We start from the raw sequence: 18,384 nt of genomic DNA, 5'->3' as shown, positions 1-18,384 counted from the left end.
GGATAATCTTTTTCGGATTCAATCAATAATTGAACCGCTCTATCTCTGATTTCAGGGGTATATTTTACTTTTTTCATCGGGACATTCTCTCAGAAAGTTTGGTCTCCGACAAACCCGGTACGGTTCAGAAGTAAAAGAGATAATTTTATTTGGATATTCGGGATGTGATACTCATTTAAATAAAATTTTGAAAGTCCATGAGAACTCAAAAATAAAAACTATTATTGAGTGGGATGGGGATGGGCAAACAGCTCAACAACGTCAACAGTATTGGGATAGTGAACTAGGTGCGAATGTCAACTTACAAAGAATGTCAGATATTACTCAATTTACATCATGGTGATAAAAAACCCGCTCTAAAGCGGGTTTTCTTTTAGAAAAAAGATCAGATTAACCAATCAATTTCTTCATCAATTCATTCACTTGTGCAGGGTTGGCTTTGCCCTTAGACGCTTTCATCACCTGACCAACCAGACCGTTGAAAGCTTTCTCTTTACCAGATTTATACTCTTCAACCATCTTCTCGTTAGCAGCAAGTACTTCCTTAATAATTGCTTCAATTGCGCCTGTATCAGTTTCCTGTTTCAAGCCTTTTTCAGCAATGATTTCGTCCGCAGTTTTGCCCTCGTCCCACATAAAGCCGAACACCTGTTTCGCGATCTTACCGCTAATGGTGTTGTCTACAATACGCGCGATCATACCGCCAAGTTTTTCACTCGACACAGGAGAATCAGCCAAATCTAAGCCTGCTTTGTTCAAAGCCCCTGAGAATTCGCCCATCACCCAGTTTGCAGCAATCTTACCTTGTGCAGCACCGCCAGCAGCTTTCACCACATCTTCGTAAAACTCTGACATTTCACGAGTCAGTGTAAGAACGTGAGCATCATACTCAGTCACACCAAAGTCCGCCACGAAACGCGCACGACGTGCAGCAGGAAGCTCAGGCATAGTCGCTCGAATTGCTTCGATTTGCTCGTCTGCAATAATTACAGGCAACAAGTCTGGATCAGGGAAGTAGCGGTAATCGTTCGCTTCTTCTTTAGAGCGCATTGAACGCGTTTCCATCTTCACAGGATCGAACAAACGTGTTTCCTGATCAATTGTGCCGTCCCATTCCAGAATTTCCATTTGACGTTCAATTTCAACATTGATTGCCTGTTCAATGAAACGGAATGAGTTGAGGTTTTTCAGTTCACAACGTGTACCGAATGGTTGACCCGGACGACGTAAAGACACGTTACAGTCAGCACGGAACGAACCTTCTGCCATGTTACCGTCAGAAATGCCTAACCAGCGCACCAGCGTGTGAATCGCTTTAATGTAGGCAACCGCTTCTTCAACCGAACGCATATCGGGTTCAGATACGATTTCAAGCAGCGGCGTACCTGCACGGTTTAAGTCGATACCTGACATACCTTCAAACTGGTCATGAATCGATTTACCAGCATCTTCCTCAAGGTGTGCACGGGTTACGCCAATGCGTTTAGTGGTGCCATCTTCAAGTTGGATGTCGATATGACCCAAGCCCACAATCGGGTTGTCCATCTGGCTAATTTGATAGCCTTTAGGCGAGTCAGGGTAGAAATAGTTTTTACGTGCAAATACAGATGCTTTGTCAATATATGCATCGATACCCAAACCAAAACGAATTGCAAGATCAACCACTTCTTTGTTGAGTACTGGCAATACGCCCGGCATCGCTAAATCAACCAGGCTGGCTTGTGTATTTGGGTCTTGACCAAAAACAGTTGAAGAACCTGAGAAAATTTTAGTATTGGTTGCCAGCTGAGTGTGAATCTCGATACCAATAACGACTTCCCAACCATCAATCAGGTTTGATTTAGCTGCTTTTGGGGATTGTTTTTGAGCTTGAGCCATTATGCGTTCTCCTCAGCAATTGCAGCGCGTTTTGTATGCCAATCCGTTGCTTGTTGGTATTGGTGTACCACAGACAACAATTGAGATTCTGACCAGTAGTTACCAATCAATTGTAAGCCAACCGGTAAGTTATCTTTGTCAAAACCAACAGGCGCGTTAATTGCAGGAAGACCTGCCAAGTTTACCGCGATAGTGTAAATGTCACCTAGGTACATTTCAACTGGGCTTAAGTTTGCACCAATTCGGTATGCAGTTGTAGGCGCAGAAGGTGCTGCGATCACATCCACAGACTCAAAAGCTTTTAAGAAGTCTTGTTGAATTAAACGACGGACTTTTTGTGCTTTCACGTAGTAAGCATCGTAGTAACCCGCAGAAAGCGCATAAGTACCGATCAAGATACGTTGCTGAACTTCTTTACCAAAACCTTCTGAACGAGAGCGTTTGTACAAGTCCATAATGTCTTTTGGATCTTCACAGCGGTAGCCATAACGCACGCCATCAAAACGTGACAAGTTTGAAGATGCTTCAGCAGGGGCAATTAGGTAATAAGTTGGAACATAAGCTTCTGTCATGTTGAGGTCAATCTCAACCAACGTTGCACCCATTTCTTCTAACTTTTTAAGCGACTCTTCAACACGTGCTTTTACGTCAGCATCTAAGCCGTGAACATTGAAGTACTGTTTAGGAATACCAATGCGTAAACCTTTAACTGATGTACCGTTCAGGTTTGCCACATAATCATCAACGTCTTTGTTTACAGAAGTAGAATCTTTTGCGTCATGACCTGCCATCACGTTCATCAGGTAGGCACAGTCTTCAGCCGAACGTGCTATTGGACCACCTTGATCTAAAGATGATGCATAGGCAATCATACCGAAACGCGATACACGACCATAAGTTGGTTTCAGGCCAGTCAAACCACAGAAAGACGCAGGCTGACGGATTGAACCACCAGTATCGGTGCCGGTTGAAAATGGTGCAAGGTCAGCCGCTACAGCCGCAGCAGAACCACCTGAAGAACCACCGGGAACGTGATCCAGTGCCCAAGGGTTTTTGGTCGCGCCAAAGTAAGATGACTCGGAAGTTGAACCCATGGCAAATTCGTCCATGTTCACTTTACCTAAAGTCACCAGGCCCGCAGCTTTACCTTTCGCTACAACGGTCGCGTCATAAGGAGAGATAAAATTGTCCAGCATTTTAGAACCGGCAGTGGTTTTAATGCCTTGGGTACAGAAAATATCTTTATGTGCAATTGGAACACCTGTTAAGGCAGTTGCATTGCCAGCTTTAATTGCAGCATCAGCAGCGTCGGCTTGGGCCAATGCCTGCTCGGCAGTGACAGTCACATAAGATTGTACTTGAGCATCGATTTTTGCAATGCGTTCTAAATAATGTTCAGTCAATTCGCGAGACGAAAATTTAGCCCCAGCTAAACCTTCGGAAAGTTCACGAATCGATAAGCGATGTAAATCTGTCATGAGAAATATTTCTTTACGTTTAATTTAATAAAATGATTTAACTGAATAAAGATTATTCAATCACACGTGGAACAAGGTACAAGCCATCTTGGGTTGCCGGTGCAACAGCTTGATATTCTTCACGATGATTTTCTTCAGAAACCACGTCTTCACGTAAGGGCTGTGGATGGTCAAATGGACTTTTAAGCGGCTCGACATTTTCAGTGTCAATGCCTTTTAAGGTTTCCATCATGCCTAAAATTTTATTTAGACTTTGAGCATATTCAGCAGATTGCGTATCATTTAGCGACAATCGGGCCAGATGTGCGATTGCTGAAACTGTTTTTGCATTTAAATCTGCAGAATGCTGTGCATCCGATGTAGACATAATATTACCTAATCAGTATTAAAAAAATTCAAAATATCGTGCGTTATAATAAGCGATTGACTTGTCCAAATCATCACATTTAGTTAAAGTTGCCACCTTGCGTCCACATAAAGTTTAATCGAGAACGTCTCCGTGATTCTAAAAAGACTAATTGGCTTGTTTTCGCCCGATCTAGCCATTGATTTAGGTACAGCAAATACACTTATTTATGCACCAGGACGAGGCATTATATTAAATGAACCGACGGTTGTGGCCATCCGTCACAGCGGTTCACAGAAAATCGTTGCCGCGGTTGGTCTTGATGCTAAACAAATGCTCGGTCGTACACCTGCAAATATTTCTGCAATCCGCCCGATGAAAGACGGGGTGATTGCCGATTTCGAAGTGACCGAAACCATGTTGAACCAGTTTATTGGTAAAGTACATGAAAAGCGTCTTTTCCCACCTGCACCGCGTGTTGTAGTGTGTGTACCGTGCAAATCAACGCTGGTTGAGCGCCGTGCCATTCGTGAAGCGGTATTCAATGCTGGCGCACGTGATGTCCGCTTAATTGAAGAGCCAATGGCTGCTGCAATTGGTGCCGGTATGCCGGTTGAACAGGCCTGTGGTTCGATGGTGGTCGATGTGGGCGGTGGTACCACTGAAATCGCAATTATTTCATTGCAGGGCTGTGTTTACGCAGATTCACTCCGTATTGGTGGTGATGTCTTTGATGAACAGATCATTAACTATGTACGTAAAGCGCATGGCTGTGTGATTGGTGAAACCACTGCCGAAGTGATTAAAAAAGAAGTGGGTATGGCACTTCCGGATGAAGGCGCGAAGCCGCTGGAAATTGAAGTGCGTGGCCGTAACCTGGCTGAAGGTGTTCCTCGTGCCATCACGGTGACTTCAGACGAAATTACCCAAGCGATTTCAGACCCATTACAAAATATTGTCTCTGCGGTTAAATCTGCACTTGAACAAACCCCGCCTGAACTGTCTTCTGATATTGCAGAACGTGGCATTGTGCTGACTGGTGGTGGTGCACTACTTCGTAACCTCGACAAACTTCTTGCGCAAGAAACCGGTTTGCCTGTGGTTGTGGCTGAAGATCCGTTGACTTGCGTGACTCGTGGTGGTGGTAAGGTACTGGAATTCTTCGATAATCCAAATCACGACATGTTATTTGTAGGTTAAGTTAGGGACCAGGCGGTGCAAACACAACTGTTTTCTCGACAACCGCCATCTTTTCGCTCATTTATCATTGCGGTGATTACATGTCTGGTGGTGCTGTTTTTTAACTGGCGCATGCCGCATGTGATTCAGCCCGCACGTGATGTCTTGTATGCGGCATATAATCCTATTTATGCCCTTGCAAGCTATCCAGTGTTATCGCGAGAATGGCTCAATCAACAAACCAAGTCTGAAGCCCAGTTACGTCGTGAAAATACCGCGATGCAAGCCGAGTTATTACAGGCTCAGGTTCGTCTGCAAAAATTATCTGAACTTTCTGCCGAAAATACCCGTTTAAGAGGTCTGCTGGATACGCCTTTGATTATTGATGGGCGCATGGAAATTGCAGAAGTCATCGGTACAGATGCCGATCCATTACGGCATATTATTGTGATTAACCGTGGTTCCAACAGTCAGCTCAAGGTCGGTCAAACCGTACTGGACGATAAAGGAATTATGGGGCAGATCATCAATGTCAATTCGCATAGTAGCCGTATTATGTTGCTGTCCGATAAAGAACATTCTCTCTCTGTGCGTTTGGAACATACCGGGATGCGTGCCATTGTATCGGGTACAGGTGATTTAGGTCATTTGAAGATGGAATATGTTCCGACCAGTGCCAATGTCAAGGTGGGTGAAAAAGTGTATAGCTCAGGTCTGGGTGCACATTTCCCTGCAGGCTATCTGGTTGGCACGGTGTCTAAAGTTAACCGGCATAATTCGGGTGAATTTGCCCAGATTGAAGTCATTCCAGCCGCACAATTGGCCGGTGGACATCATGTCGTTGTCCTTTTTTCTGATTCATTAGCGATGGAGCAGCCACATGCCACTCGCTAAATTAAGGGCTGAAAGCAATCGGGATCCTTTAATTGCGATTATTGTTTCAGTCATTGTCTGTTCGGTGCTGATGGTTTACCCACTGTCTTATGCCGTGTCAGGTGCACGTCCCTTATTCATGTTGCTGCTCATGCTATTTTGGGTGATGTGCCAACCTACATGGTGCGGAATCTGGTTTGCCTTTGCCACCGGCATGTTTACCGACTTGCTGGTGGATGCCCCTTTAGGTATGAATGCACTAAGTTTTGTGTTGATTACCTTTATTGTCCGGTTTTTAACCCGTGAACGACGTATCATGACCTTTGGCAATCTCTGGGTGATTAGCTTTCTGGCAGTAATGGCACATTTATTTGTGATCTGGATTGCCCAAACGATGGGTGGCTTGCAATTTTCCATTACCCGACACTGGCAGCCTTTATTGAGCAGTGTGCTGGTTTTCCCTGTCATGTATTTTATGCTTAAAAAATGGCGCGTTTAATTCTGGCTTCGAGTTCTCCACGCCGTCGGGAACTGCTGCAACAGTTAGGTTTAGAATTCGAGATTTATGGTCCGGATATCGATGAATCTATTCTTGACGGAGAAGATGTTGCCGCCTATGTCGAGCGTTTAGCCTGTAGCAAGGCTCAAGCTGTATTGGAGCAATTTCCGGATGCCATCGTCATAGCCGCTGACACCAGTTTAGGTGTGGATAATCAGATTTTAGGTAAACCTGAATCAAAACAACATGCTTTTGAAATGTGGCAGCGCATTTCCGGGCGCAAGCATGATGTCTTTTCAGGTGTTTGTGTGCGTACAAGAACAGAAAAATCAAGTATAGTGGTACGAACACAGGTTGAGTTTCAAAAGTTAAGTCTCAATGATATGGAAGATTATTGGGCAACAGGGGAACCCTTAGGAAAAGCGGGTGCTTATGCCATTCAAGGCATCGCAGCGCGTTATATTCCCCGTATCGAAGGCAGTTATAGCAATGTCGTGGGCTTGCCTTTACATGAAACCGTACAGTTATTACAGGCAGTTAAGGCACTAAATTAACTGACCTCAAAAAAGAATTTTTATAATGTTTTGAGTTTTATTATGTCTGACGAGTTGTTGATTAACGTCACACCTATGGAATGTCGTGTGGCCTTAATCCAGAACGGCACGGTCAATGAATTATTTGTTGAGCGTACGGTTAAGCGTGGATTGGTGGGCAATATTTATAAAGGTAAAGTGGTGCGTGTACTTCCGGGTATGCAGGCTGCTTTTGTCGATATTGGTCTTTCTCGAACCGCTTTTCTGCATATCAACGATATGGTCTGGCCCCGCAATCAACCAACCCCTAATGTTTTTGAACTGCTGCAACCCGGTCAAATTCTCACGGTGCAAGTGATGAAGGATATGCTGGGGACCAAAGGGGCGCGTCTTTCTACCGATCTTTCCATTCCTTCACGTTATCTGGTATTGATGCCTTATGGTCATCATATCGGTGTATCACAACGCATTGAATCAGAAGAAGAACGAGACCGGCTGCGTTCGATGATCGAACGCATTCAAAGCGAGCATAAATTACCCGGCAGCGTCATTGTCCGTACTGCGGCAGAGGGGATTCCTGAAGCTGAAATTGCACAGGATATGGCGTATTTGGCCAAGCTTTGGGAATTTATTCAACGCAAGCAAAAAAGCATTGCCGTCCCTTCACTGATTTTTGAAGAACTGCCGCTGCCACAGCGGGTCATTCGTGATTTGGCCAATGAAGATACTTCTAAAATCTCTGTCGATTCACGCGAAATACATGCCAAGTTGCAAGAATTTGTGCAAGAGTTTGTGCCGAGCATGCAAGACCGGCTGGTTCACTATCCGGGTGAACGTCCCATTTTTGACTTGTACAATGTTGAAGAAGATATTCAGAAGGCCCTGCAAACCCGCGTAGCATTGAAGTCGGGTGGCTATCTGATGATCGACCAGACTGAAGCTATGACTACCATTGATGTCAATACCGGTTCCTACGTCGGTGGCCGGACTTTAGAAGACACCGTATTTAAAACCAATATGGAAGCGACTCAAGTCATTGCCCGTCAGCTGCGCTTACGTAATTTGGGTGGCATTATCATTATTGACTTCATTGACATGCAGGAAGCCCAGCATCGTGAAGAAGTCATGAGCCAGTTTGAGCGTATGCTGGAACGTGATCATGCCAAAACCAAAATTACCCAGGTTTCAGAACTGGGCCTGGTGGAAATGACCCGAAAGCGTACTCGTGAATCTTTAGAACACTTATTATGTGAATCGTGTCCAACCTGTCAGGGACGGGGTTATGTGAAAACGGCAGAGACAGTGTGTTACGAGATTTTTCGGGAAATTTTAAGATATGCACGTGCTTTTGAATGTAAAAGTGGTTTTACTGTGGTGGCACACCCATCGGTGATTGACCGATTGTTAACAGCGGAAGCACCTGCAGTGGCCGATTTAGAGCACTTTATAGGGCGTATCATCAAATTTCAGGTGGAAAATCTGTATACGCAAGAGCAATACGATATCATTCTGAGCTGAAATTGTAACAGAATATCGTTAAACACTTGTTACATCTGAAATTTTACTTTTTAGGCTGAATTTTGAATACTAGTCATACACAAGTAGCCAAAGCCAAAATCTCCCAGTTTTGGTTTAGCAAACAAGAGGTATGACATGAGTATAAGCCAAGTAGCAGTTCAACAAAATACGAAAGTTACAGATAATAAAATGAGCCAAAACGGTTATATCGTCAATGAGCAGGGTAAAGAAGTTCAAATTACAGCGGCCATGATTCATTCAGTTTGTCATCAACTATTAAATCAATGTCGTGCAATTAAGAATTAATTTCGTGCAATAGAAAATAAAGGGACCTCTAAAAGGTCCCTTATTTTATTTATTATTCACTCTTTGGAAGCTGCGGTTAACTCACCGCTTTTAACTTTTTTGGTGGAATATCTTGACCTACAATTTCTTCAAAGCGCTGAATTTCATCTTCCAGGTGCGTGAGCAAGTTTTGCATTTTCGGTAAGGCATTACGACAACCGGTTAACCCCACTTCCAGTTTATCCAAATAGCTGGTCATGGTAATATTCAGTGCCTGTCCATCCAGTACAATTGAAGCTGGATAGAGTGCATCCAGTTTTGCACCATTCCAGTATAGCGGTTCGCGTGGCCCTGGCACGTTAGAAATCACAATATTGAACGCTTGGCGTTTTGGCATCATTCCCGAGACAATATTTAAACCAGCTGCACCGTAAACTAATGCGCTATAGTTTAAAATTTGATTTGAATTCATGCGTTTGAACCGCTGCTTGGCATTTAACACACTACGGCGAATAATTTGCAGGCGTTCTAAAGGTGTATCTTTATGCGTACCCAGATTAGCCAAAATCATGGTAATACGATTTGAAACCTCAGAATCATCATCACGAATTGAAGCCGGAACCATAGCAATCAGCGGTTTTTTCGGCAATGCGTGATGACTGATCAAATACTCACGCAGTGCGCCAGAACAGATGGCCAAGACTACATCATTGATGGTGACACCCAGTGCTTTTGCAATTTTGCTTAAGCGGCCCAATTCAAAGGATTGTGCGGCAAAACGGCGTGATGAACTGACTCGTTGATTTAAAATGCTACTGGGTGCCTGGAAACTGGAAACATAGTCAGGATTGCGCCCCATATCTTTGCAGATGGTTTGCGATAGTTCATACATGACTTTAGGGGTCGCTTCAAATTGTGATTTTACAGCCCCCATGACTTTCTTTATACGACTTGCTTTCGGTTCTTTTAATCGTTTAGCACGAGGACCTTCGACACACCAGAGTGGCACAATACTCTTGGCTTCTGGATCATAGGATAGTGATTTTTCTACTAAACGCATACCGGCAATACCATCAACCATAGCATGGTGAATTTTAAAGTACATGGCAAAGCGGTTGCCTTCAATGCCTTCAATAATGTTGCAGGTCCAGAGTGGTTTGGCACGATCAAGCAGTGCGCTATGTTCTTGTGAAATATAAGTCAGTAATTCACGGATTCGACCCGGGTGCGGTAGTGCAATGTGGCGGAAATGATGGTCTAGATCAAATTCTTGGTCTTCATCCCAAAATAGGCCATTGAGTTTATTATTAAAAGGCGCAACAGGAAGACATTTGGATTTACGAATATCAGCAACGAGGTCTTGAATAAATGTATCAGGTGCATTGTCAGGAATTTGAAACAGGAACAGCCCACCGACGTGCATCGGTTGCTGACGCTTTTCAAGCGACAGAAAAATAAAATCAATTGGGTGTAATGGACGCATAGCGTTGAATGCCTCACTGCAATTTTGTGCCTGTTCTTATATGAACAGGCTTGTTAGAATTATATAAAAGAGTGTTTTTAGTATATCTTTTTTCAAAAAGAAATGAACTGCTTTATGTGTAATGATAAGTTAAAAAAATCACTGAATAACAGTGATTTTTTTAACTATTATTTTAAATTTCCTGCATGTAACCCGCATTCTTTATGGGTCGCTTCTTCCCACCACCAGCGGCCTTCACGTTCATGCTGATTTGGCAATACAGGACGGGTGCAGGGCTCACAACCAATCGAAATAAAGCCACGCTCATGCAACGGATTATAAGGAATTTCCATCATGCGGATATAGTTCCACACGTCGGAACTTGACCAGTTTGCCAAAGGATTATACTTAATCAGCTGTTTTCCTGGACCTGAAAAACCAACATCTGCTTGCACCACTGGAATTTCATTACGGGTACCTGGGCTTTGATCTTTACGTTGACCGGTAATCCAGCCATCCAGTGTAGCCAGCTTTTTGCGTAAGGGTTGAACTTTACGGATACCGCAACATTCCTGATGGCCATCCTGATAGAAGCTGAAAAAACCTTTTTCAGTCACCAGTTCTTGCATCGCTTCTGTTTCAGGGAAACAAATCTCGATCTCAATATTATAATGTTTACGGACCTGGTCGATAAATTGATAGGTTTCTGCATGTAAACGACCTGTATCGAGACTGAAGACACGAAAAGGTTTGCCCAAATGAGAAGCCATATCAATTAAAACCACATCTTCAGCACCTGAAAATGAAATGGCAATTTCACCTTCTTGACTTAAAGCAAGTTCCAGAATCTCGCTGGGAGATTTATCAGCATATTCAGATGCAAGTGCATCAACAAGGTCAATGGTCGGGATTGTAGTCATGACAGTTCCTGGCGTATAGGCTTGGACACTTAAAAACCTATATTAGTTTAATTCACAATGATTTTAATGGAATTGAAATAATCTGCTTAGCACTAAAAAATAAATGCTTATGAATAAAATAGATTTAAAAAACAGCCCCTGAAATCTCTATTTTTAAGCTATCATAACGCAAAATTTTTTACTGACATTGGGAGAGCCCATGGAAATCGTATGTCTTGATCTTGAAGGGGTGTTGGTTCCGGAAATTTGGATTAACTTTGCCAAGAAAACTGGAATTAAAGCGTTGGAAGCCACTACACGTGATATTCCAGACTACGATGTGTTAATGACGCAGCGCCTGAATATCTTAAAAGAGCATGGTTTAGGCTTAAATGATATTCAGGAAGTAATTGCAGAGATGGGGCCTTTCCCTGGGGCAAAAGAATTTGTGAAATGGGTGAGTACACATTTTCAATTGATTATTCTTTCCGATACGTTCTATGAGTTTGCTCATCCTTTAATGAAGCAACTGGATTGGCCAACCATTTTCTGTCACAAGTTAGAAACTGATGAAAATGGTATGATCACAGCTTATAAACTTCGTCAGCCGGATCAAAAACGCCAAGCAGTTAAAGCCCTGCATGGTTTGAACTTCCGTGTGATTGCAGCAGGCGATTCTTATAACGATACTACGATGCTGGGCGAAGCAGACCACGGTTTCTTGTTTGATGCACCGGAAAATGTCATTGCTGAATTCCCTCAGTTCCCACCGATTCACGGTTATGACGCGTTAAAAGAAGCGATTCGTAATGCGTCAGTGCGTAATATTCCAGCATAAATCCTTATATTTATATAAGTAAAAAAGGCGTACCCATCGGGTACGCCTTTTTTTAAACATATAAAATATGTTTAGAATTTATAACCTACATTCAAACCATAAGCGATAGCATGGTTATCCGCAAATTGTCCTGCTTGGGTGTGCGCTCCAGTCACAGCATCAGCATCACCTAACCAGAAATATTTCACACCTGCTCCGATAAAGTAATTTTCAGCAGGGGAGAAGCGCACACCTGTTCCCAGATTCCAGTAGCCTTCGGTTGGACCAAGGGTAGTGACTGGATTACCCGCACCTGAATCCCAGCCTACAGAGACATTGGCACCCCAACGTTCATTCAGTTTACGGCCTAGGCCTACTGTTGCAGAAATTTGATCGTCTTTATAGTCAATTAGATTAAAGCCATTCGGTTTTCCCGGTACCAGACCTGCTTGTCCAAGCATTTGAGAGAGTTTTCCAAAATTGTAGGGTTGAACTTTAAAATTAGACCAATCCACCCAACGCAGATTTGCAAAGGCAACAGTGTCCGCCATAATGCCGCTCTGTAAATCAACATTGACAGATTGTGGCGTGGTTAATTCAGTTTGTCCTGAAGATGCATTCAAGGCAGTCATTGCATTATCTAATAGGGTATTGCCTGTCATGCCTGCAGCATTAAAGCGTTCATAAGCATTGATCTTGTGCTTGATTTCTGAACGATAGGTGACGGAAGCTTTGAGTGCAATTTCCGGAATTTGATATGCAACACCTGCTAACCAGCCTGCCGACTCATCTTCACCCGTTCTGAAATCGTAGCCATTAAAAGCACTATAGGTAGTACCACGAAGTAGTACTGTACCATCCACAGTTTGATATACGGCACCTGCATATAAGTTCCAATTCTGAGTCGGTTGGTAGCCTAATATGAGATTTAAGTTTTGTGTATCTACTTCGACAGAGGTGCCACCTTTAAAAGGAACAGGATGATTTTCTACAAAATTATTATTTCCAGAGTATTCTGCATCCGCACCATAAGGTTGATCGTAAATTAAACCTACAGAAAAGTGTTCATTCGCTTGAACTTTCAAAGCAGCATGTGGGAAATAGTAGTCACCAGCCATATCTGTAGCCGTATTTCCAGACTTATCTTTACCTGAAACTTCAGGGTCTAAAATAGAAATGCCTGCTTCAAAATAATTTCCGGGTTGTAAAAATGCGGCGATAGATTGACCTGAGCGATCTAAGCCAGCGGCAAATACTGAAGTAGATGGAAGTAAGCTAATTAAAACTGCTGAATATATTTTGTTGAGCTTCATGGTTCTTTCCCTGATGCCATTTTGTAACTAAAAGTGCTTGAAAAGTAACATAAATAAAAAAAGAGTAAATACTCTGCTAGAGTTTAATAATTGACTTGTAAGCACACAAATGATGCTTGATAGAGTAATAATTCTATTTTTGTTAAGTTATCTTTATGATTTTTAAATAAAAAGAAAATTATGAAGAATGAAGTAAATTTCAAAATAAAAAATTAACCGTTTGATGGAAAATACAGCTATTAATTTATAAATGTATATTAAATGCTAATCAAAGACTGAAAAAAGACCATTGCGAACAATGGTCTTTTATTGTTTGGTTAAATAAAATTAGAAGCGGTAACCAATTTTTAAGCCGTATGCAAGTGCATTGTTGTCTTCAAAGCTAGCAACTGTATTAGGAGTACCAAATTGTGCGCCAGATTGTGCTTTAGCATCACCTAACCAGAAGTATTTCACACCACCCGCGATGAAGTAGTTTGGTGCTGGGCTGAATTGTAAACCTAAACCAACATTCCAGTAACCTTCTGTTGGACCAAGGGTAGATACCGGATTGCCTGCACCAGTATCATAACCTACGGAAACGTTACCAGCCCATTGCTCATTCAGTTTACGACCAACACCAACAGTTGCAGAAATTTGATCATCGGAATATGCAACTAAATCAAAGCCATTTGGTTTTCCAGTTGAAGCTACAACAGGTGCTTGTACACTAGCTGTACCAAATTTAGGTGGGCGAATGGAGAAGTTAGACCATTCAACCCAGCGTACATTAGCAAATGCTACGGTATCTGCCATGATGCCGGTTTGGAAATCCAGGTTAACAGATTGTGGTGTCGTGATTGAAGTACTTGAATTTGGTTGTAGGTTAAGACCAGCAAATAAACCTGTATTAAAAGTTTCGGTGGTTTTTGCATCATGGTCAATTTCAGAACGATAGGTTAAAGATGCTTTGAGAGCAATATCAGGAATTTGATAAGCAAAACCAGCTAACCAACCGACTGAACCGTCTTCTTCCATATTGGCATTATAAGAGCCAAATGTACTGCTACCGCCATATGCTAGACCACGTAATTGAACGTCACCTTCAACAGTTTGATAAACTGGACCTGCATAAAAATTTAAATTTTTATTTGGTTGGAAACCAAATAGCATTGATATATTTTGTGTTTTTACTTCAACTTTAGTTGATTCAGAACCATTATGGAATAAACCTTGACCTTGAAATGCGGCTAATGCACCTGGTAGTACAGCAGGTGAACTTGAGTCTGTGGCTGAATAAGTTGCATCAGCTCCGAAAGGCTGATCGTAAATTAAGCCAAAAGAGAAATTATCAGTAAGCTGTAATTTTAATGCTGCACTTGGAAAATAATAATCATCTCCCATATCTGATAAGTTTGTATTTTGAAGCCCAATAGCACTTGCTGGAGCTGCTGGGTTTGGAGTATATCCATTATTTACTTTACCTGAAACATTTGGATCTAAAACAGAAATACCCGCTTCGAAATAGTTACCCGGTTGTAGGAAGGCTGAAATAGATTGACCTGAGCGATCTAGTGCAGCTGCAAATGCACCTGTCATTGGTACTGTTGCAAGAATCATTGCGGTACTAAGAGTTTTTAATTTCATTTTGTGTCTTTCCTTGAGGTACAAATTTTATTACGGCTGATTTGTGTTTTTGAATGCGCTAAATTTATTTTCCTAATATCAGTTATATAACCAGATATCATTTGTTACTCCATGTGACAAAAATAGCACAATAAAAAAAAGAGTAAATGCTCTATAAAAAACTATAGAGTTTAAAAAATGAACGTATTAGAGTTTTTAGTCTAAATTTATACTAATAGTTTACTTTAAACAATTGAAAAATAATTAATTAAACTAAATTGATAATTATTTTATGTGAATATTTATTTGATTAAAAAATGACCATTTATCATAAAAAGTATCGTATTTTTATGTGATAGAGTTCTCTCTTCAAACGTAATAATTGAAATTTAAAAAACAGGAGGTCAGGAAATTTAATTTTTTAAATATTTTTTATTATTAATTGCAATTTGGGAATTTTAAAATACTCGTCTCATTATCTGACTAAGGGAAAGTTTAAATATAGACAGGTAGGGAAGCGAGATCTGGCAAGCTGAATAGGGCTTTAGATTATTTTTATTAAAAATTCTAGGGTGAAAAGTATTGTGCGCCCTGCGGGACTCGAACCCACGTCGGTCGCTTAGGAGGCAACTGCTCTATCCAGTTAAGCTAAGGGCGCAATGCGCAGCTAATGTAGCGCAAATACCGGTAAAAAAAAAGTTATTGTCGAAACAATAACTTTTTAAAATGATTTTTATGTTTAAGATTTCTTCGTCTTTAGGCTTTTAAATAGGCCAAACATCAGCACTATCCAGACGGGAATCATCAATACGGATTCTTTAAAACCTTGGGTCCACATAATATAAAGTACTGTCGCAATAAAGATCAGTACCACATAATTGCTGACAGGAGCCCAGAGTGCAGGGAACTTGGTTTGAATCGCAGCGTTTTTGACAGCCTGTTTGAATTTCAGATGTGTCAAACTAATCATGGCCCAGTTGAGTACCAAGGCACCTACGACCACATACATCAAGTGGCCCAAAGCGTCTTCTGGGACAAAGTAGTTTAAAAGCACACAACCGAAAATGAGCAGGGCTGAGAATAAAACAGCGGGAATAGGCACACCTTGTTTATTTACTTTCATGAACGCTTTCGGTGCATTGCCTTGCTGTGCCAGACCATACAGCATACGGCTATTGGCATACATACCGCTGTTATAAACAGACAGTGCCGCAGTCAAGATAATGAAATTGAGTAGATGTGCTGCCCAGCCAATTCCGAGTTGACTGAAAATCATTACAAATGGACTTTTATCCATACCACCCAGTTCCAGCTGGTTCCAAGGTACTAAGGATAAAAGAATCGTGAGTGAGCCAATATAGAAAATCAGAATACGGAACACGACCTGGTTAATGGCCTTAGGAATGGTCTTTTCCGGGTCTTTGGCTTCTGCAGCCGCCATACCAATCAGTTCAATACCGCCAAAGGCGAACATGAGGAAAGCCAGCATATAGAACAGGCCTTCAAAACCATTCGGGAAGAAACCGCCATGTGACCAAAGATTGCTAAATGAAGAGGTTGATCCTGCATCTGCGGTCAGTAATAAATACAGGCCGAAAACAATCATGGAAATCACGGCAGTCACTTTAACAATGGAAAGCCAGAATTCGGATTCGCCATAAAACTTGACATTGCCGAGATTGACCAGAGTAATGACAATGAAAAAGAACAGTACCGAAGCCCATGCAGGAATATGCGGCCACCAGTAATTAATATATTTGGCGACTGCAGTAAGCTCTGTCATGGCAACCAGAACGTACAAAATCCAGTAATTCCAGCCCGCCAGGAAGCCCGGGAATTTGCCCCAATATTTATTGGCAAAGTGGCTAAATGATCCTGCTACAGGCTCATGAACAATCATTTCACCCAGTTGGCGCATGATTAAAAAGGCGATTAAACCACCAATGGCGTAACCCAAGATGATGGAAGGACCAGCAGATTGGATGACCTGTGCGGAACCTAAGAATAAGCCTGTCCCAATTGCACCGCCCATGGCGATCAGTTGGATATGACGGTTCTTTAAGCCACGCTGAAGTTTGGAAGACTCGTTGTTCAAAGTATTCAGCCCGACAATGTGTAAGGAAAGGATTGAAATGGATTGTAATAGATTGAAATGTATAAGCCTAGTACGGGCTCTAGAGAGGGATTGTTAAAAAATAATCATATAAAAAATATTTTATATATTCCTATTTTGAATCAATAAATTAATTTTATTTTTTAATACATAAAATAAAATGATGTAAATGATGAAAAAAAGTTTGGTATTCGTTTTTTATACTTAAGTCAAGAAAGCATCTATTTCATAAAAAAATCGCTATGATACTTTTTAGCATTTTGCTGACGGCGATGTACAACAATGATAAATGAAAGGATAAAAGAGAAATGAGTTTTGCTCCACAAATCAAGATTCCAGCAACTTATATGCGTGGCGGTACCAGTAAAGGGGTGTTCTTTAAACTGGATGACTTGCCACAAGCTGCACAGCAGGCTGGAAAAGTGCGTGATCAGTTATTGCTGCGAGTGATTGGAAGCCCTGATCCATATGGCAAGCAGATTGATGGCATGGGTGGAGCAACTTCAAGTACCAGTAAAACCGTGATTTTGGCCAAAAGTGCCCAGCCAGATCATGATGTCGATTATTTATTTGGACAGGTTTCGATTGATCAGCCTTTTGTGGACTGGAGTGGCAACTGCGGTAACTTAACGGCTGCAGTCGGCTCATTTGCCATTTCCAATGGCCTGGTCAGTGCAGAACGTATTCCTGAAAATGGCATTTGTACAGTCCGTATCTGGCAAGCCAATATCCAAAAAACCATTATTGCCCATGTGCCGATCACCAATGGACAGGTGCAGGAAACAGGTGATTTTGAGCTGGATGGGGTGACTTTCCCGGCAGCTGAAGTTGCCATTGAATTTCTGGACCCGGCTGATGATGGTGAAGAGGGCGGAGCCATGTTCCCAACGGGGAATGTCGTAGATACCCTGGAAGTGCCAGAAATCGGAACTTTCCAGGCGACCTTTATTAATGCTGGTATTCCGACCATCTTTTTAAATGCTGAAGATATTGGCTATGAGGGTACAGAATTACAGGATGCTATCAATAGCGATGCTCAGGCACTGGCACGTTTTGAAACTATCCGTGCTTATGGCGCAAAACAGATGGGTCTGATTCAGGACATTTCTGAAGCGGAAAAGCGCCAGCATACCCCGAAAATTGCCTTTGTATCGAAACCTAAAGCCTACACATCTTCAAGCGGTAAAGACATTCAAACCACTGATGTTGATTTGCTGGTTCGTGCCTTGTCGATGGGCAAACTGCATCATGCCATGATGGGAACGGCTGCAGTGGCGATCGGTACAGCTGCTGCGATTCCTGGAACTTTGGTTAATCTGGCAGCAGGTGGCGGAGTACGTGAAGCGGTACGCTTTGGACATCCATCAGGTACCTTAAGAGTCGGCGCACAAGCTGTGCAGGAAAATGGACAATGGGTGGTCAAAAAAGCTGTCATGAGCCGCAGTGCGCGGGTACTGATGGAAGGCTGGGTTCGAATTCCGAAAGATAGCTTGAAATAGCAAACAAGATAGAGAATCTTGCGAGAAAGCAGTATCATGCTGCTTGTCATTGATCAATAAGTTAGCCTGATTAAAGCTTAAACGATG

Annotated in this window: 16 protein-coding genes and 1 tRNA gene; 8 read left to right on the top strand and 9 right to left on the bottom strand. The window is 42.2% G+C overall.

All coding sequences use genetic code 11. From position 1 onward, the window contains the following. Positions 1 to 390 precede the first annotated feature (390 nt). From gatB to gatC, 3 genes are read right to left on the bottom strand one after another with little or no spacing between them, the layout of a single operon-like run. Complete coding sequence (gene gatB / locus FTT83_RS09875) at positions 391 to 1,878, bottom strand: Asp-tRNA(Asn)/Glu-tRNA(Gln) amidotransferase subunit GatB (protein ID WP_180176549.1); 1,488 nt, start codon at positions 1,876 to 1,878, stop codon at positions 391 to 393. Further along, positions 1,878 to 3,356, bottom strand: coding sequence for an Asp-tRNA(Asn)/Glu-tRNA(Gln) amidotransferase subunit GatA (gatA, locus tag FTT83_RS09870; protein ID WP_180081937.1), 1,479 nt, complete (start codon positions 3,354 to 3,356; stop codon positions 1,878 to 1,880). Before gatA ends, gatB begins: the two co-directional genes overlap by 1 nt. Positions 3,357 to 3,408: 52 nt before the next feature. Beyond that, a complete protein-coding gene (gene gatC / locus FTT83_RS09865; RefSeq protein ID WP_086174772.1) occupies positions 3,409 to 3,723 on the bottom strand; it encodes an Asp-tRNA(Asn)/Glu-tRNA(Gln) amidotransferase subunit GatC in 315 nt (104 codons plus the stop codon). Between the two features lie 132 nt (positions 3,724 to 3,855). On the opposite strand from gatC, the gene FTT83_RS09860 reads away from it, so the two are divergent. The 6 genes from FTT83_RS09860 (at position 3,856) to FTT83_RS09835 (ending at position 8,610) form a co-directional block, all read left to right on the top strand. Next, a complete protein-coding gene (locus FTT83_RS09860) occupies positions 3,856 to 4,902 on the top strand; it encodes a rod shape-determining protein (protein WP_086196910.1) in 1,047 nt (348 codons plus the stop codon). Positions 4,903 to 4,917: 15 nt separating this feature from the next. Then, complete coding sequence (mreC, locus tag FTT83_RS09855; RefSeq protein WP_086196909.1) at positions 4,918 to 5,775, top strand: rod shape-determining protein MreC; 858 nt, start codon at positions 4,918 to 4,920, stop codon at positions 5,773 to 5,775. After that, entirely contained in the window at positions 5,762 to 6,253 is a 492-nt protein-coding gene (gene mreD / locus FTT83_RS09850) for a rod shape-determining protein MreD (RefSeq protein WP_086196908.1), read from the top strand. Before mreC ends, mreD begins: the two co-directional genes overlap by 14 nt. Continuing rightward, positions 6,241 to 6,807 (top strand): Maf-like protein, encoded by a 567-nt coding sequence (locus FTT83_RS09845; RefSeq protein WP_180081935.1) that lies wholly within the window; start codon positions 6,241 to 6,243, stop codon positions 6,805 to 6,807. The genes mreD and FTT83_RS09845 overlap by 13 nt, the downstream gene beginning before the upstream one ends. 42 nt (positions 6,808 to 6,849) lie before the next feature. After that, a complete protein-coding gene (gene rng / locus FTT83_RS09840) occupies positions 6,850 to 8,304 on the top strand; it encodes a ribonuclease G (RefSeq protein ID WP_180081933.1) in 1,455 nt (484 codons plus the stop codon). A 135-nt stretch (positions 8,305 to 8,439) separates the two neighbouring features. Continuing rightward, complete coding sequence (locus tag FTT83_RS09835; protein WP_086196905.1) at positions 8,440 to 8,610, top strand: PA1571 family protein; 171 nt, start codon at positions 8,440 to 8,442, stop codon at positions 8,608 to 8,610. Positions 8,611 to 8,686: 76 nt separating this feature from the next. On the opposite strand, the gene FTT83_RS09830 is transcribed toward FTT83_RS09835, so the two are convergent. Further along, positions 8,687 to 10,072 (bottom strand): wax ester/triacylglycerol synthase family O-acyltransferase, encoded by a 1,386-nt coding sequence (locus FTT83_RS09830; RefSeq protein ID WP_086196904.1) that lies wholly within the window; start codon positions 10,070 to 10,072, stop codon positions 8,687 to 8,689. A gap of 167 nt (positions 10,073 to 10,239) precedes the next feature. Beyond that, positions 10,240 to 10,971 carry a phosphoadenylyl-sulfate reductase gene (locus FTT83_RS09825; protein WP_180081931.1) on the bottom strand — a complete coding sequence of 244 codons (732 nt, stop codon included), beginning with the start codon at positions 10,969 to 10,971 and terminating at the stop codon, positions 10,240 to 10,242. Positions 10,972 to 11,170: 199 nt separating this feature from the next. Here FTT83_RS09825 and thrH point away from each other — a divergent pair, with 199 nt between their 5' ends. Then, complete coding sequence (gene thrH / locus FTT83_RS09820) at positions 11,171 to 11,788, top strand: bifunctional phosphoserine phosphatase/homoserine phosphotransferase ThrH (RefSeq protein ID WP_086196902.1); 618 nt, start codon at positions 11,171 to 11,173, stop codon at positions 11,786 to 11,788. 71 nt (positions 11,789 to 11,859) lie between these two features. Here thrH and FTT83_RS09815 read toward each other — a convergent pair whose 3' ends face one another. From FTT83_RS09815 to FTT83_RS09800, 4 genes are all read right to left on the bottom strand, one after another. Beyond that, positions 11,860 to 13,080 carry an OmpP1/FadL family transporter gene (locus tag FTT83_RS09815; protein WP_180081929.1) on the bottom strand — a complete coding sequence of 407 codons (1,221 nt, stop codon included), beginning with the start codon at positions 13,078 to 13,080 and terminating at the stop codon, positions 11,860 to 11,862. 327 nt (positions 13,081 to 13,407) lie between these two features. Then, positions 13,408 to 14,706, bottom strand: coding sequence for an OmpP1/FadL family transporter (locus FTT83_RS09810; RefSeq protein ID WP_166171227.1), 1,299 nt, complete (start codon positions 14,704 to 14,706; stop codon positions 13,408 to 13,410). Between the two features lie 564 nt (positions 14,707 to 15,270). Beyond that, positions 15,271 to 15,343 (bottom strand) — tRNA-Arg (locus tag FTT83_RS09805). Positions 15,344 to 15,424: 81 nt separating this feature from the next. Then, positions 15,425 to 16,780, bottom strand: a complete 1,356-nt coding sequence (locus FTT83_RS09800) for an amino acid permease (RefSeq protein WP_180043225.1) — start codon at positions 16,778 to 16,780, stop codon at positions 15,425 to 15,427. A 326-nt stretch (positions 16,781 to 17,106) separates the two neighbouring features. Here FTT83_RS09800 and prpF point away from each other — a divergent pair, with 326 nt between their 5' ends. Then, a complete protein-coding gene (gene prpF / locus FTT83_RS09795; RefSeq protein ID WP_180080622.1) occupies positions 17,107 to 18,297 on the top strand; it encodes a 2-methylaconitate cis-trans isomerase PrpF in 1,191 nt (396 codons plus the stop codon). Positions 18,298 to 18,384 lie beyond the last annotated feature (87 nt).

It is taken from the genome of Acinetobacter sp. YH01018, from assembly GCF_013420295.1.
Taxonomy (GTDB): domain Bacteria; phylum Pseudomonadota; class Gammaproteobacteria; order Pseudomonadales; family Moraxellaceae; genus Acinetobacter.
Note: the sequence above shows the minus strand (reverse complement) of the source record. Positions and strands in the feature narration are given on the sequence as shown.